General features: G+C 65.5%; 14 protein-coding genes. 4 read left to right on the forward strand and 10 right to left on the reverse strand.

Translation table 11 applies throughout. The annotated features are described in order from the left end of the window. Positions 1 to 5: 5 nt before the first annotated feature. The 5 genes from IB268_RS15280 to IB268_RS15300 all read right to left on the reverse strand — a co-directional run bounded on the left by IB268_RS15280 (position 6) and on the right by IB268_RS15300 (position 4,693). Positions 6 to 1,580, reverse strand: coding sequence for a diguanylate cyclase (locus tag IB268_RS15280; RefSeq protein WP_054451110.1), 1,575 nt, complete (start codon positions 1,578 to 1,580; stop codon positions 6 to 8). Between the two features lie 243 nt (positions 1,581 to 1,823). Beyond that, positions 1,824 to 2,045, reverse strand: coding sequence for a hypothetical protein (locus tag IB268_RS15285; protein ID WP_054451109.1), 222 nt, complete (start codon positions 2,043 to 2,045; stop codon positions 1,824 to 1,826). 117 nt (positions 2,046 to 2,162) lie between these two features. Continuing rightward, on the reverse strand, positions 2,163 to 3,254 hold the full coding sequence (locus IB268_RS15290; RefSeq protein WP_175214026.1) for an AI-2E family transporter: 1,092 nt from the start codon (positions 3,252 to 3,254) through the stop codon (positions 2,163 to 2,165). 54 nt (positions 3,255 to 3,308) lie between these two features. Continuing rightward, entirely contained in the window at positions 3,309 to 4,022 is a 714-nt protein-coding gene (locus tag IB268_RS15295; protein ID WP_119450575.1) for a DUF3053 family protein, read from the reverse strand. Positions 4,023 to 4,177: 155 nt separating this feature from the next. Next, complete coding sequence (locus IB268_RS15300; RefSeq protein ID WP_225591405.1) at positions 4,178 to 4,693, reverse strand: GNAT family N-acetyltransferase; 516 nt, start codon at positions 4,691 to 4,693, stop codon at positions 4,178 to 4,180. Positions 4,694 to 4,783: 90 nt separating this feature from the next. Here IB268_RS15300 and IB268_RS15305 point away from each other — a divergent pair, with 90 nt between their 5' ends. The 3 genes from IB268_RS15305 (at position 4,784) to IB268_RS15315 (ending at position 6,868) form a co-directional block, all read left to right on the forward strand. Further along, positions 4,784 to 5,143, forward strand: coding sequence for a hypothetical protein (locus tag IB268_RS15305; RefSeq protein WP_119450525.1), 360 nt, complete (start codon positions 4,784 to 4,786; stop codon positions 5,141 to 5,143). Between the two features lie 666 nt (positions 5,144 to 5,809). After that, entirely contained in the window at positions 5,810 to 6,091 is a 282-nt protein-coding gene (locus IB268_RS15310) for a hypothetical protein (RefSeq protein ID WP_054451105.1), read from the forward strand. Between the two features lie 84 nt (positions 6,092 to 6,175). Then, positions 6,176 to 6,868, forward strand: coding sequence for a cytochrome b/b6 domain-containing protein (locus IB268_RS15315; protein WP_175163215.1), 693 nt, complete (start codon positions 6,176 to 6,178; stop codon positions 6,866 to 6,868). A 36-nt stretch (positions 6,869 to 6,904) separates the two neighbouring features. Here the strand turns inward: IB268_RS15315 and IB268_RS15320 are convergent, their stop codons facing one another. The 3 genes from IB268_RS15320 to purB form a co-directional block, all read right to left on the reverse strand. Next, a complete protein-coding gene (locus IB268_RS15320; RefSeq protein ID WP_192354497.1) occupies positions 6,905 to 7,654 on the reverse strand; it encodes a class I SAM-dependent methyltransferase in 750 nt (249 codons plus the stop codon). A 127-nt stretch (positions 7,655 to 7,781) separates the two neighbouring features. Beyond that, on the reverse strand, positions 7,782 to 8,240 hold the full coding sequence (locus IB268_RS15325; RefSeq protein ID WP_054451102.1) for a cytochrome c: 459 nt from the start codon (positions 8,238 to 8,240) through the stop codon (positions 7,782 to 7,784). Between the two features lie 56 nt (positions 8,241 to 8,296). Next, complete coding sequence (gene purB, locus IB268_RS15330; protein ID WP_054451101.1) at positions 8,297 to 9,673, reverse strand: adenylosuccinate lyase; 1,377 nt, start codon at positions 9,671 to 9,673, stop codon at positions 8,297 to 8,299. Between the two features lie 161 nt (positions 9,674 to 9,834). Here purB and IB268_RS15335 point away from each other — a divergent pair, with 161 nt between their 5' ends. After that, the gene (locus IB268_RS15335; RefSeq protein ID WP_054451100.1) at positions 9,835 to 10,440 is read left to right on the forward strand and encodes a glutathione S-transferase; all 606 of its coding nucleotides are present in this window, start codon (positions 9,835 to 9,837) and stop codon (positions 10,438 to 10,440) included. Between the two features lie 206 nt (positions 10,441 to 10,646). Here the strand turns inward: IB268_RS15335 and IB268_RS15340 are convergent, their stop codons facing one another. Both IB268_RS15340 and mnmA read right to left on the reverse strand, forming a co-directional pair. Further along, positions 10,647 to 11,465: a sulfite exporter TauE/SafE family protein gene (locus IB268_RS15340; protein ID WP_054451099.1), complete on the reverse strand. Its 819-nt coding sequence runs from the start codon at positions 11,463 to 11,465 to the stop codon at positions 10,647 to 10,649. Between the two features lie 112 nt (positions 11,466 to 11,577). Continuing rightward, positions 11,578 to 12,696: a tRNA 2-thiouridine(34) synthase MnmA gene (gene mnmA, locus IB268_RS15345; protein ID WP_054451098.1), complete on the reverse strand. Its 1,119-nt coding sequence runs from the start codon at positions 12,694 to 12,696 to the stop codon at positions 11,578 to 11,580. Between the last annotated feature and the right edge of the window lies 1 nt (position 12,697).

Raw genomic sequence — 12,697 nt, forward strand, 5'->3', positions numbered from 1 at the left:
CGGAGCTACTGATCCGCCTCCACCCTGCGCTTGCCCTGTCCCTTGGCCTTGTACAGCGCCCGGTCCGCGCGCTCCAGCAATTCGCGCACGGTGACGCCGGATTGCGGATACACGGCAATGCCCACGCTGGCGGACACGGCGACAGTGACGTCGGGATACGGCAGGGACAGGTTTTCGACCAGCGCCTGCGCGACATGCCCGGCGTTTTCCTTGTCCGCGCCCAGCAGCAGGACCGCGAATTCATCGCCCCCAAGCCGCGCCGCCACGTCGGACACGCGGATCGCGTCTGCCATGCGCTCCGCCGCTTCCTGCAGCACGGCATCGCCGGCGGCGTGGCCATGCAGGTCGTTGACCGCCTTGAAGCCGTCCAGATCGATCGCCAGGATGGCGAAGGATTCACCGCTGCGCTGCGCCACCGCCAGCTCGCGCAGCACCAATTCGTTGAACAGCACGCGGTTGCACAGGCCGGTCAGCGGATCGTAGTGCGCCAGGTGCTGGGCATGCGTCAGCATGCGCGAGGCCTGTACCAGGGCGCCGCCCACTTCCGCAACCTCTTTGACGCGCGTGCCCGGCACCGTCACCGCATGCCCCTTGCCCAGCGCCAGCGCCGGCGCGACCAGGCTCTGCACGGACGAGGTCAGGCGGCTGGCCAACCGCAAGGCCAGCAGCAAGCCCAGGCCGAAGGCCAACAAGGTGCCCAGGGCAATCCAGGCGATGGAGCGGTAAAGATCCGTGGTCAGCAGACTCATCGGAGCGCCGGCGGCAACCGTCCAGCCGGATAACGACGAGCGGCTGAAGGCGGTGTAGACGGGCGTGCCTTCCTTGGTAATGGTTTCCAGCGAGCCCTCGCTTTCCTGCTGCACCGCCCGCGCCAGTTCGGGAACGGCCTTCTGGCCCACGAATTTCGAGGTGTCTCGTGTGCGCGCGAGGATCGTGCCGCTGTCGTCCAGCACGGCTGCCACCCAGCCGTCCGGCAGGGCGCGCCTGCCCAGCAGATTGCCGATGCGTTCAGGCAGGATGCCAACGTTCAAGCTGTATGCGACCTCGCCGTTGCGCAGCACCGGCACGCCCAGCGCAATCAGGGGGCCTTGATTGACCCTGCTGGTGAACAGCCCCGTCAGCACCGCCGTGCGCGTCTGGAAAACGTGGGCCAGCTCGGCGGACGCGCCGGTCGGCGGCAAGGCGTTGCCGAACGGCACGGACGTATTGATCAACTGGCGGCCATCCTTGTCGGTCAGGACATAGCTGTCGATGATCTGGAAACGCACGGATTCACGCGCCCGCCGATGAAAACCGGCCAGATCGCCGGCGACGAGATCTGGCGACGACGCCAGCATTTGCAGGCCGGCCTCCACGCCGGTGAGCTCGCGGTCGAGAATCGCGGTGAGATTGCGCGCCAGGAATATCGTGTCGCGGAAGATCCGCTCTTTCTGGATGACGTAGCTTTCGTAGACCGCCACGGACGCCATGACCAGCGCGGGCGTGATACACGCGAACACGAGTGTGAGCAGGCCCGTGCGCATGGAATAGCGGCGCGGCCGACGCGTCCGCGCGACGGCCAGGCTCTCGGCGTCAGCCACGGGGGCCTCGCCTTGCGACGTCCGCAAACGTCGGCCTGCCGATCGAAACCACACCTCTGGACCCATGCGCCTCCCGATACGCTCCGCTCGGCCCACGGCCAGAGGACGAACGAACGTCAGAAATTATTGCAGAAGTTCGCAATCGCACAATCCGCGCCATGGGAATCCCCTCGCCGCGTCAAGACGGATGTGGCGTAACTGGCGCGTCCCCAATTTACTACAGAGGCGCGCCGCCGGGTACGTCTACCGGTCTTCCAGATCCGGGGTGCCGGTGAACTGGGTCTTGAGCAGCGTCAGCGCCCCTTTTTCAGCCAGCGCCTCATTGGGAAACACATGCTTGGTGTCTTCCAGCACCGGGAATCCGAAGACCCGCACCCGGGCGTGGTAGCCGTCGGGCGTCTCGGCGAATTCGATGTCGAAGTTGCGTTCTTCGATCCAGCCCGATCGATGCAGTTTCCATTCCATGTCCGACGCGCTCCCGAAAAGTCGAGGTTGATACGACAGGCCGGCCCCGATGGAAGCCGGCCTGCTACACCATACACCCGTCTTGCAACGGACGGACTGACGGGCGATCCGCCGCGCCTACTTTCGGGCGCGCGACTTGTCTGCGGCGTCGTCCGTGAATCCTTCCACCGGCGGGGCAAACAAATCCCAGCTTGCCATGAACAGCGCGGCAATCAAGGGGCCGATCACGAAGCCGTTCAGGCCGAACAAAGCCATGCCGCCCAGCGTGGATATCAGCACCACATAGTCCGGCATCTTGGTGTCCTTGCCGACCAGAATGGGGCGCAGCACGTTGTCCACCATGCCGATGACCAGCACGCCGAAGAGGATCAGCACGACGCCTTTGATCGTGGCCCCGGTCAACAGGAAGTAGATCGCGACCGGAGCCCAGATCAACCCCGCGCCGATCGCCGGCAGCAAGGACAGAAAGCCCATGATCACGCCCCACAGCAGCGCACCCTGGATCGACAGGATCGAGAAGATGATGCCGCCCAGCGCGCCCTGCGCCGCGGCCACCGCGACGTTGCCCTTGACGGTGGCGCGCACCACGGTGGTGAACTTGCGCAGCAGATGCTGCTTGTGCGTGTCGCTCAGCGGCATGGCGCGCTTGAGCCGCGCCGATAGCTGCGGGCCGTCGCGCAACAGGAAGAACAGCAGGTACAGCATGATGCCGAAGCTAATCACGAACTGGAACGTGTCCTGCCCTATGTTCAAGGCCTGGGTCGCCAGGAACTGGCTGGCCTGCATGGCGCCCGCGCTGAGTTTTTCCTGCAGGCTCGGTATGTCGGCCAGATCGAAGCGCGACAGCAGATCATGCACCGACGGCGGCAAAGCCGCCATGGCTTGCTGGAAATAGTCGCCGAAGTTGATCTGCCCGGACTTGACGCTCTGATAGAGGTTCGCCCCTTCGCGCACCAGCGATCCGCTGATGACGATGAGCGGCAGGATCACCAGCAGCAGCACCAGCAGCAAGGTGATCAGCGCGGCCAGGTTGCGCCGTCCGCCGATGCGCGCCACCAGCCGGCGCTGCAGCGGCGCAAAGATGATGGCAAGGACAGCGCCCCAGAAAACAGCGCCGTAGAAAGGCCACAACAACCAGCCGAATGCGATGGTGACCACCACCAGCAGGAGCAGAAAGGTTCTGTAGTGCATGCTGGAAGATTCGCTCATATTACGTCCCAGGCTCGGCTGACGCCGCGAGACCCGCATTGTACAAAGCGCCGTTCAGCGGGCGTCCTGCGGCTGCCCGGCAGCCTGGCGCAAGGCCGCGCGCGCGTGCTCCAGAACATCCGACTGCGCGTTCAATCCCTGCAGGCGCAGGTTCAGCTCCTGCTGCAGCGTGGGCGTGGCGACACGCGCCTGCCCGTCCGTCAGCAGGATGTCCTGCGCATGGGCGGCGACGAAATCCGCCACGCCCAGCGCATCGCGCGCCACCGCGTCCATGGCGGCCGCGGCATCCAACACCTCGGCCGCGGGCGCCGTCACGGCTTCGTCATAAACACCATCGTAGACGGGCGCCAGATCGGCCGGGAGCGCCAGCGCCGCACGCGCCTTATCCGCCTTGGCCTGGGCCCGCTGCACCTCGGCTGCCTGCTCGGCCAGCGTCTTGCGCGCGGCCTCCAGGCGGTCCCGCCGTTCCACGATATCGGCCACGGAACGCAGGGTCTCGGCTTCCGACGCGTCACGCATGGACGCCGCTGCCTGCGTCAGGATTTCCTGAAAATCGGCGATGACCTCATAGGCATCGGCATAGCCGCCGATGGCCTCCTTTTCAGGTTCGCTCAGGCTGCCGATGGGCAGCAGCGACGCGCTGTTCATCCGGCTTTGCAGCAGCTGGATGAAGGCGGCCCGCTCCTGGGGTTCCTTGTTGACGCAGGCCGACAGAAACAGCATCGATGCCATCGCCAGGCCCAGCAGGCAAGCTCGCAGCAATGCCATGCCCATCCTCCTTGCATGCGGGTTCGCGAAACCGGCGCCGCCCGCAAACCGGGCGGCCGCCCTCCGGCAGATTATCCCGAAGGCGCTTTCCGACGCTGCCAGCGGGCGGATTTTGTTGCTATCGAAGCGTGTTGACACAGGGTGCGCCGCCCGCATCATGGCTCCAGGGGATACGCCATGGCGCAGCGGCGGGCAGGATCAAAACCCATGGCCGCCTCATGGCTCAGGCGCGTCCGCAACCCGGGCGAGAGTTCCCCTGTCGCGACGTCGACGAAACCTTGCCGCAGATAAAACGGCCTGTTCCAGGATAGTTCGCGGTCGGTGGTCAGCACCACGAACCGGTAGCAGCCGGCATTGCGGGCATGCGCACACACGGCGGCCAGAAGCGCCCGGCCCAGGCCGCGCCCCTGCCACGGCAGCGCTACCGCCATTTCGGCCAGGTAGAGATCGCCATCCATGGACCGGGTCAGCGCAAAGCCTGCGGCTTGGCCCTCGCCTTCTGCGATCCAAAGCAATCCGGCCGCCTGCGCCTGCGCCAGCTCGGCGTGCGGCGCCGTATCGTCGCCAGCGGCCCACGCCATGTGCGTGCCCAGGAAGCGCCGCGCGGCGGAGCGTTCGATATCGGCCAGGCTGGCCAGGTCTGAAGGTCGTGCGAGTCTGATCATAGGCATGGCAGTATGCCTGATGCGGGCCTGTAGTCCGATCCCATAAAATGGCGTTTTCCGCCATTACGGCCCTGCAACACAGCTCAGCCCCAAGACATGACTCAAAACGCCACCTCCGATACCTGGGGCTTTGCCCATCCCGATTGCCGCGGCGCGGCCGCCCTGCTGTTCTTCATGACCGATCTGGCGCGGGTGGTCAACCAGTACCTGAGCCCTGGGCAATTGTCCGACGAGGCGCTGGCCGACGCGCAAAAGGCGGTCGACGCCTTGCTGGCCCGCTATGTGGAGATCCAGGCCGCCCCCGAAGCCTTCGACAACGAGCGCATCGAACTCGCCCTGGAAACCGAAAACCAGCCGGACGGCCAGACCAGCGCGCAAGTGGCGCTGCGCATGTCGCCGCGCCTGGAAGGCCTCATCATCGAAGCCCAGCGCCAGGCTCGCCCGGCAACCCATTAAAGGCCAAGGACGGGGGAGGAGTCTCCTCCCTACCACAAAACACTTGCCAAAAGCATCAACCACCTGTAATATTACCGGTTGAGTTCTGCCGTTTTCGCCAAATTCCATACGAAAAAACGCGGTGATAAACGACGGCGCTGGCACTGAGGCCTGTACATCAGCCCCTCCCCAGACGCCGAAGCAGACCCTCGAAAACATCCAAGCCCAAGCATCCCGTCCCATTTGCGAAAACCGCAAATCCGGATTGCGGCCTGGAACAAGACGCCTTCACCAAACCGCCAGTCCGGCTTGGCAAGAAGCAACAAGACAATCAGCGGCGCTTACAACACGCGCAAGCGACGATTACCGATAACCGCGCCGCAATCAGCAGGGCCTGCCTGTCCTGCACGAACCCTCGGGCCGCGCACGTCCGCACGCATGCTTTGCGCATGTTTGCGCATCGCGCAGCCCGAAACGATGCTGTCCCGGACTGATGGACAGCATTGCGCCGCCTGGCCGTGCGCGCAAAACATGAGAATGCGCAAAAGGACGGCGGCAAATATGCGTTAGTGTCACGACACGCCTGTCCGATTCGATACGGCTGGCAGCGGCACGCGGCAGGAATGCTGCACGCCACGCGACCAGACGCGGCTTTTCCCATAACTAGAAACCAAGAGAACAAACACCATGAATACTCGTTTCACGACTTCGGACCTGATCCGACGCCCGGCCCATACCACGCTGGACAACATGCCGATCCATATCGGCGACATCGTTTACCTGAAGCCCGCAAATGGCCCGGAAATCCGCGCCACGGTCATCTACAACGCGCCCATCGATGGCACGACCACCTACACGACGGAAGTCGTGCCCTGCGGCGCACCCGCGCAAAAGGCCCCCGGCCAGCGCATCCGCTTCCGCCATGAGCACGTGCATCGCATCGAACCGGTGCGCAGCGCCACTCACTGAAGCGGTACCCCGCCCCGTCGCGCCAGCAACGGGGCAATTTGTGCGTGATAAAGTCCCCGGCAATACAGCCCTGGCGATCCCACCATGCAGAACAACCGTCTCGCGGTCCACATCTGGGACCTTCCCACCCGCCTCTTCCATTGGGCGCTCGTCGTCTGCATCGTCGGCGCGTTCGTCAGCGTGAAGCTGGGCGGCCTGTACATGGACTGGCACGTGCGCTTCGGCTGTACGGCGCTGGGCCTGATCCTGTTTCGCCTGCTGTGGGGATTCGTCGGCCCGCGCTACGCCCGCTTCTCGCACTTCGTGCGCGGCCCGGCGGCCGTGGCCCGCTATCTGAAGGGCGCCGCGGCGCCCGCAGGCCACAACCCGCTGGGCGCGCTATCGGTGCTGGCGCTGCTGCTGGTCATCGGCTTCCAGGCGCTCAGCGGCCTGTTCACCACCGACGACATCATGACGCAGGGCCCCTTGTTCGGCCACGTCAGCGAATCCATTTCCGCCGCCATGACGTCCTGGCACAAGCTGAACGAGTGGGTCATCCTGGCCCTGGTCGCCCTTCATATTGCAGCTGTGCTCTGGTACGCGCTGGTGCGCCGCAAGCGCCTGGTGCGCGCCATCATCACCGGCAAGGTCGATGCCAAGGACGTGCCCGCCGGCACGCCCCCCACGCAGGACGGTTTCGCCGTCTGGCTGCGCGCGCTGGTGCTGGGCGCCTGTGTCACGGGCCTGGTGCTGTGGATCCGGTCGCTGGAAGTGGCGGCCGACATGTCTTTTTCCTGACGGTTCACGCAGCGTGAAAACAGCGCTGCGGCCCACTCAACGCCGCGCCTCGATCAAGTGCCGCGTCGAATGGGCCACGAACGGCTCTCCCCGGCGCATCCGCTGATCCAGCGCCAGCAGGGCATCGCGATACCTCGCCACCGAAAAATCGGGCACCCACCACACGCATTTGCGCAGGACCCAGATCACGGCGCCGACGTCATGGAACACCATCTGGCAACGGGTCGTGCGCAAGTCCGTCACGGCAAGTCCCGCGGCCCCTGCGGCGGCCGCCTCATCCTGCGGATCCCGCAGGCGCCGCTCTGCCGGCAAAGGCCCCAGGAAATGCTCGATCAGTTCAAAGGCCGAAGCCGGCCCCACGTGCTGGGCGAAGTAACACCCGCCCGGCTTGAGAACCCGGCGGACTTCTGCCCAGGCCGGGCTCACGGGATGCCTGGACGTCACGAGCTCAAACGACGCATCGGCAAACGGCAGGCCAGCGCCCGGCGCAGTCAGCACTAGCCGCACGCCACGAGCGGCCAGGCGTTCATGCGCTTTCCTGGCATTGGGCGGCCAGGCTTCGGTCGCGCACATCGTCGGTGGAAAGTACGGAGCCTCGTCCAGCACTTCGCCGCCGCCCGTATCCAGGTCCAGCGCCGACCGCACTGTGGCCAGGCGCTGCGCAAGCAGCCTGGCGTAGCCCCACGGCGGACGCTCCTCGGAAGCGCGCCCCGTCAGCCAGCCGAAGCCCCACCCGCTGACATCGGCGGCGTCGGCCTCTGCCACCAGTTCATCAAAGGATTTCATCCCCTCTCCCCTGCGCGGGACCGACGCGCAATCCCAGGGACTCACGCTCGGCAACGCCATAAAAAAAAGCGCCAACGGTTACGCTGGCGCCTCTTTGTCCATATGCCGTCCGCGGACGGCAGGCGCTTTATTTCTTCTTGCGATACGCGTCGTGACAGGCCTTGCAGCTTGCGCCGACGTCGCCGAATGCAGCGCGCAGCTTGTCCAGGTCGCCGGCATCGGCAGCGGCCGACAGCTTGACGATATTGTCCTGGAAGGCCTGCTGCTTCTGCTTGAAGCCCGCGGCGTCGCTCCAGACTTCAGGACGCGCGTCACCGCCTTCGGTTCCGGCGCCAAAAGCCGTCCACGGCAAGGCCGACAAGGTCTTCAGCACTTCCACATTGGCCTTGATCTGCGCGGCGTCATAGGGCTGCTGGCCCTTGACCACCGGCGCCATGCGGCCGAAGTGGGAAGCCATCAGCGTCAGCGCCGACTGGCGGTACTTGATGGCGTCCTCGGGCTTGGCGAACTGCGCGGACGCGCTCGTCGCCAGCAGGGGCCCAACCGTCATACAGGCCAACGCGGCGAGCGTGGACAACTTCTTCATTGCAATCTCCCGTAAGGTCAACAGAAGCCGCGCACCCCGGGCGCGCGGCAAGGCGACTATACCGCCCGGGCCAAGTCAGCGGCCAGCCCGATGTAGGAGCGCGGGGTCATCGCCAACAGGCGCGCCTTGGGCTCTTCGGGCAGGGCCAGGCCCTGGATGAATTCTCGCAGGCCTTCCTCGGTGATGCCCTTGCCGCGCGTCAAGGCCTTGAGCTGTTCGTACGGCTGCGGCAGGCCATAGCGGCGCATGACGGTCTGCACCGGCTCGGCCAGCACTTCCCAGCAGGCGTCGATGTCGGCGTCGATGGCGACGGTGTTGACTTCAAGCTTGCCCAGGCCGCGCATGCAGGCATCCCAAGCCACCAGGCAGTAGCCCAGGCCCACGCCCAGGTTGCGCAGGACGGTGGAGTCCGTCAGGTCGCGCTGCCAGCGGGAGATCGGCAGCTTGTCCGCGAGGTGGCGCAGCACGGCGTTGGCCAGGCCAAGGTTGCCTTCGGAGTTTTCGAAGTCGATCGGGTTGACCTTGTGCGGCATGGTGGAGGAGCCGACCTCGCCTTCCTTCAGGCGCTGCTTGAAATAGCCCAGCGCCACGTAACCCCAGACGTCGCGATCCAGGTCCAGCACGATGATGTTGGCGCGCGTGATGGCGTCGAACAGGGCCGACATCCAGTCATGCGGTTCGATCTGGATGGTGTGGCGGTTCTGGGTCAGGCCCAGGCCGGCCAGCACGCGCTGGCTGAAGGCGGGCCAGTCGATTTCGGGGTAGGCCGACAGGTGCGCGTTGTAGTTGCCGGTGGCGCCGTTCAGCTTGGCCAGCGGTTCGACGGCCTCGACCGCGGCGATGGCGCGGTTCAGGCGCGCGGCCACGTTGGCGAATTCCTTGCCCAGCGTCGTCGGGCTGGCGGGCTGGCCGTGGGTACGCGACAGCATGGGCTGATCGGCCTGGGCCACCGCCATGTCGTTCAGCTTGGCGGCGAGTTCGCGCAGGCGCGGCACCACGACCTCGTTGCGGGCGCGCGTCAGCATCAGCGCGTGCGAGGTGTTGTTGATGTCCTCGGAGGTGCAGGCGAAGTGGATGAACTCGGCGGCGCGGGCCAGCTCGGCGTCATCGGCCACTTTTTCCTTCAGCCAGTACTCGACGGCTTTGACGTCATGGTTGGTGACGCGTTCGATGTCCTTGATGCGGGCGGCGTCGGCCTCGGAGAAGTCGCGCACCAATTGTTGCAGGCGGGCGCGGGCGGCTTCGGAGAAGGCGGGCAGCTCCGGCAGGCCGGCGTCGGACAGCGCGACCAGCCAGGCCACCTCGACCTCGACGCGGTGCGCCATGAAACCGGCTTCGGAGAGCAGGCCGCGCAGCGCGTCGCCCCGGGAAGCGTACCGGCCATCCAGTGGCGAAAGGGCGTTGAGTTGGCTGAGCTGATCGGCGATTTGCATGGTCTGGAAGAGAAAAAGCGGGGAATGAGCGAATCGGGCGATTTTATCATCCGGAAGCGCGCAACATTGTGGCAAACTGACGAAGATTCCGGCCTTTTGGCCGTCTTGCCGTCATGCGGCCTGCTATACTTCGGCCGCTTTCCGACTCCGCTTGTGACTCCATGAAACTGATCGGCTCGCTTACCAGTCCTTACGTGCGCAAAGTGCGTATCGTCATGGCCGAGAAAAAGCTGGACTACCGGCTTGAACTCGAAAACGTCTGGTCCGCCGACACGCAGATCCAAACGTACAACCCGCTGGGCAAGGTACCTTGCCTGGTCATGGAAGATGGCGGCGCCCTCTTCGATTCGCGCGTCATCGTCGAATACGTCGACACCCTGTCCCCTGTTGCCCGCCTGATTCCTCAGCCGGGGCGCGATCGCGCCGCGGTCAAGTGCTGGGAAGCCATCGCCGATGGCCTCCTGGACGCCTGCGTGACCATCGTCAAGGAAAACCAGCGTCCCGAGGCTCAGCGCAGCCCCGAATGGATCGAGCGCCAGTATTCCAAGATCCATGCCAGCCTTGACGCGATGAACAAGAGCCTGGGCGACAACGCCCACTGCATGGGCATCAACTACAGCCTGGCCGACATCGCCGTCGGCTGCGCGCTGGGCTATCTGGACCTGCGCTTCGCCGCGCTCGACTGGCGCACCAACCACCAGAACCTGGCCCGCCTGTACGACAAGCTGTCGCAGCGCCAGTCCTTCATCGATACCGTTCCAGGATAAGCCCCCCCCGAGGCGCTGCGCGCCTCCCCCCAGGGGGCGCCGCTACGGACCGGCGGAGCCGGATCCGTGCGGCCCGGCTTCTACTTGGCCTCGCCCCTGCTCCGCCCGCGCTTCCGTTCTGCCTTTGCCTCTGCGCCGCCTGTGCTTCTGCATCGGCGGCGCTTTTGCGTGAGCTGCGCCTTTCTATCGGCGCAGCCCTACCTGGCTCAGGCGTTGAACGTCTGCCAGGCCTTGAACAGCATGTACGCGGCCAGCGCGAACAGCAGGCAGGCGAACACGCGCTTCAGGGTCTGCACCGGCAGGCGGTGGGCCATGCGCGCGCCCAGCGGGGCCGTCAGCACGCTGGTGCAGACTAGCGCGATCAAGGCGGGCCAGTAGATATAGCCCAGCATGCCCGGACGCGTTTCGCCCGAGTTCAGGCCCGACACCACGTAACCGACGCTATTGGCCAGCGCGATGGGAAAGCCCAGCGCGGCCGAAGTCGACACCGCGTTGTGCAGGGCCACGTTGCACCAGACCATGAAAGGCACCGACAGGAAACCGCCGCCCGCGCCCACCAGGCCAGACAGAAAGCCGATGCCCGCGCCAGCCGCGCTGGTGCCCACCACGCCCGGCATCTGGCGGCTGGGCTTGGGCTTCTTGTTCTGCAGCATGCTCCAGCCGGAATAGCCGACGAACAGCGCGAAGAACAGCGACAGCCACAGCGTGCTGAGCGCGGCAAAGACCGCGCCGCCCGAAAGGAGGCCGCCGATGATGATGCCCGGCGCCATCGCCCAGACGATGTTCCATTTGATCGTGCCGCGCTGCTGGTGCGCCCGCACGCTGGAAATGGAAGTGAACAGGATCGAGGTCATCGACGTGGCGATGGCGGCATGAACAACCAGGTCGGCGGGCATGCCCTTCCACGCGAACAGCATCGTCAGGAAAGGCACCAGCAACATGCCTCCGCCTATGCCCAGCAGGCCCGCGGCGAAACCCACCACGCCGCCCAGCACCAGCAGGCAAATCACCATCGTTACATCCACAACTGTCTCCTCTTTCTTCTTGGTAATGAACAAAGCCCCAAGGGCCGCGCCCGAGGGGCTTTGATTGAAATCCGTGCACGTCACGCGGCGAATGCCGGCGCGGCGCCCATACCTACAGGATGATGCCGCCGCCCAGGCAAACCTCGCCATCGTAAAGCACGGCGGACTGCCCGGGCGTGACCGCCCACTGCGGTTCGGTAAAGCTCAGGCTGAAGGTGCCGTCGGCAGCGCCAGCCAGACTGCACGCGGCATCGGCCTGGCGGTAGCGCGTCTTGGCGCCATAGGCGCCCGGGGCTGGCGCGTGGCCGGCGACCCAGCTCGCGTCCTGCGCCCGCAGCTCGCCCGACAGCAGCCAGGGATGGTCATGCCCCTGCACCACGTAGAGCACATTGCGCTCCAGGTCCTTGCGCGCCACGTACCAGGCTTCGGCCGTGCCGTCCTCGCGCTGGCGCCCCTTCACCCCGCCCACGCCCAGGCCCTTGCGCTGGCCTAGCGTATAGAACGACAGCCCTTCGTGACGGCCTACCTTCTGACCTTCCGGCGTCATGATCGGACCCGGCTCGGTCGGCAGGTAGCGATTCAGGAACTCGCGGAACGGCCGCTCGCCGATGAAGCAGATACCCGTGGAATCCTTCTTGGCGGCGTTATGCAGGCCGATCTCGTGCGCGATACGCCGCACCTCGGTCTTGTGGATCTCGCCCAGCGGGAACATGGTGCGCGACAACTGCGCCTGATTCAGGCGGTGCAGGAAGTAGCTCTGGTCCTTGGACGCATCCAGCGCCTTGAGCAGCTGGAACTGCGTGCCGCCGCCTTCGGCCGGCACCTCGCGCACCCGCGCGTAGTGGCCGGTGGCGATATGCTCGGCGCCCAGCGCCATGGCATGGTCGAGGAAGGCCTTGAACTTGATCTCGGCATTGCACAGCACGTCCGGGTTGGGCGTGCGGCCCGCGGAGTACTCGCGCAGGAACTCCGCGAACACGCGGTCCTTGTATTCGGCGGCGAAATTGACGAACTCGAACTCGACCCCGACCAGATCCGCGACGCTGGCGGCGTCCAGCAGGTCCTGGCGGGTGGAACAGTATTCGGAATCGTCGTCGTCTTCCCAGTTCTTCATGAACAGGCCGACGACCTCGTAGCCTTGCTGCTTGAGCAGCCAGGCGGTGACCGAAGAATCGACCCCGCCGGACATGCCGACGACAACGCGGCCTTTCTTGGTAAGTTTTTGACTCATG

The organism is Achromobacter sp. ACM01, from assembly GCF_014851745.1.
Taxonomy (GTDB): Bacteria; Pseudomonadota; Gammaproteobacteria; order Burkholderiales; family Burkholderiaceae_B; genus Achromobacter; species Achromobacter aegrifaciens.

Coding starts and splice junctions, on each gene's coding strand:
- mnmA (WP_054451098.1), bottom strand. CDS start 12,696: ATGAGTCAAAAACTTACCAAGAAAGGCCGCGTTGTCGTCGGCATGTCC.
- IB268_RS15310 (WP_054451105.1), top strand. CDS start 5,810: ATGAATACTCGTTTCACGACTTCGGACCTGATCCGACGCCCGGCCCAT.
- purB (WP_054451101.1), bottom strand. CDS start 9,673: ATGCAAATCGCCGATCAGCTCAGCCAACTCAACGCCCTTTCGCCACTG.
- IB268_RS15305 (WP_119450525.1), top strand. CDS start 4,784: ATGACTCAAAACGCCACCTCCGATACCTGGGGCTTTGCCCATCCCGAT.
- IB268_RS15335 (WP_054451100.1), top strand. CDS start 9,835: ATGAAACTGATCGGCTCGCTTACCAGTCCTTACGTGCGCAAAGTGCGT.
- IB268_RS15300 (WP_225591405.1), bottom strand. CDS start 4,693: ATGCCTATGATCAGACTCGCACGACCTTCAGACCTGGCCAGCCTGGCC.
- IB268_RS15325 (WP_054451102.1), bottom strand. CDS start 8,240: ATGAAGAAGTTGTCCACGCTCGCCGCGTTGGCCTGTATGACGGTTGGG.
- IB268_RS15315 (WP_175163215.1), top strand. CDS start 6,176: ATGCAGAACAACCGTCTCGCGGTCCACATCTGGGACCTTCCCACCCGC.
- IB268_RS15320 (WP_192354497.1), bottom strand. CDS start 7,654: ATGAAATCCTTTGATGAACTGGTGGCAGAGGCCGACGCCGCCGATGTC.
- IB268_RS15295 (WP_119450575.1), bottom strand. CDS start 4,022: ATGGCATTGCTGCGAGCTTGCCTGCTGGGCCTGGCGATGGCATCGATG.
- IB268_RS15285 (WP_054451109.1), bottom strand. CDS start 2,045: ATGGAATGGAAACTGCATCGATCGGGCTGGATCGAAGAACGCAACTTC.
- IB268_RS15290 (WP_175214026.1), bottom strand. CDS start 3,254: ATGAGCGAATCTTCCAGCATGCACTACAGAACCTTTCTGCTCCTGCTG.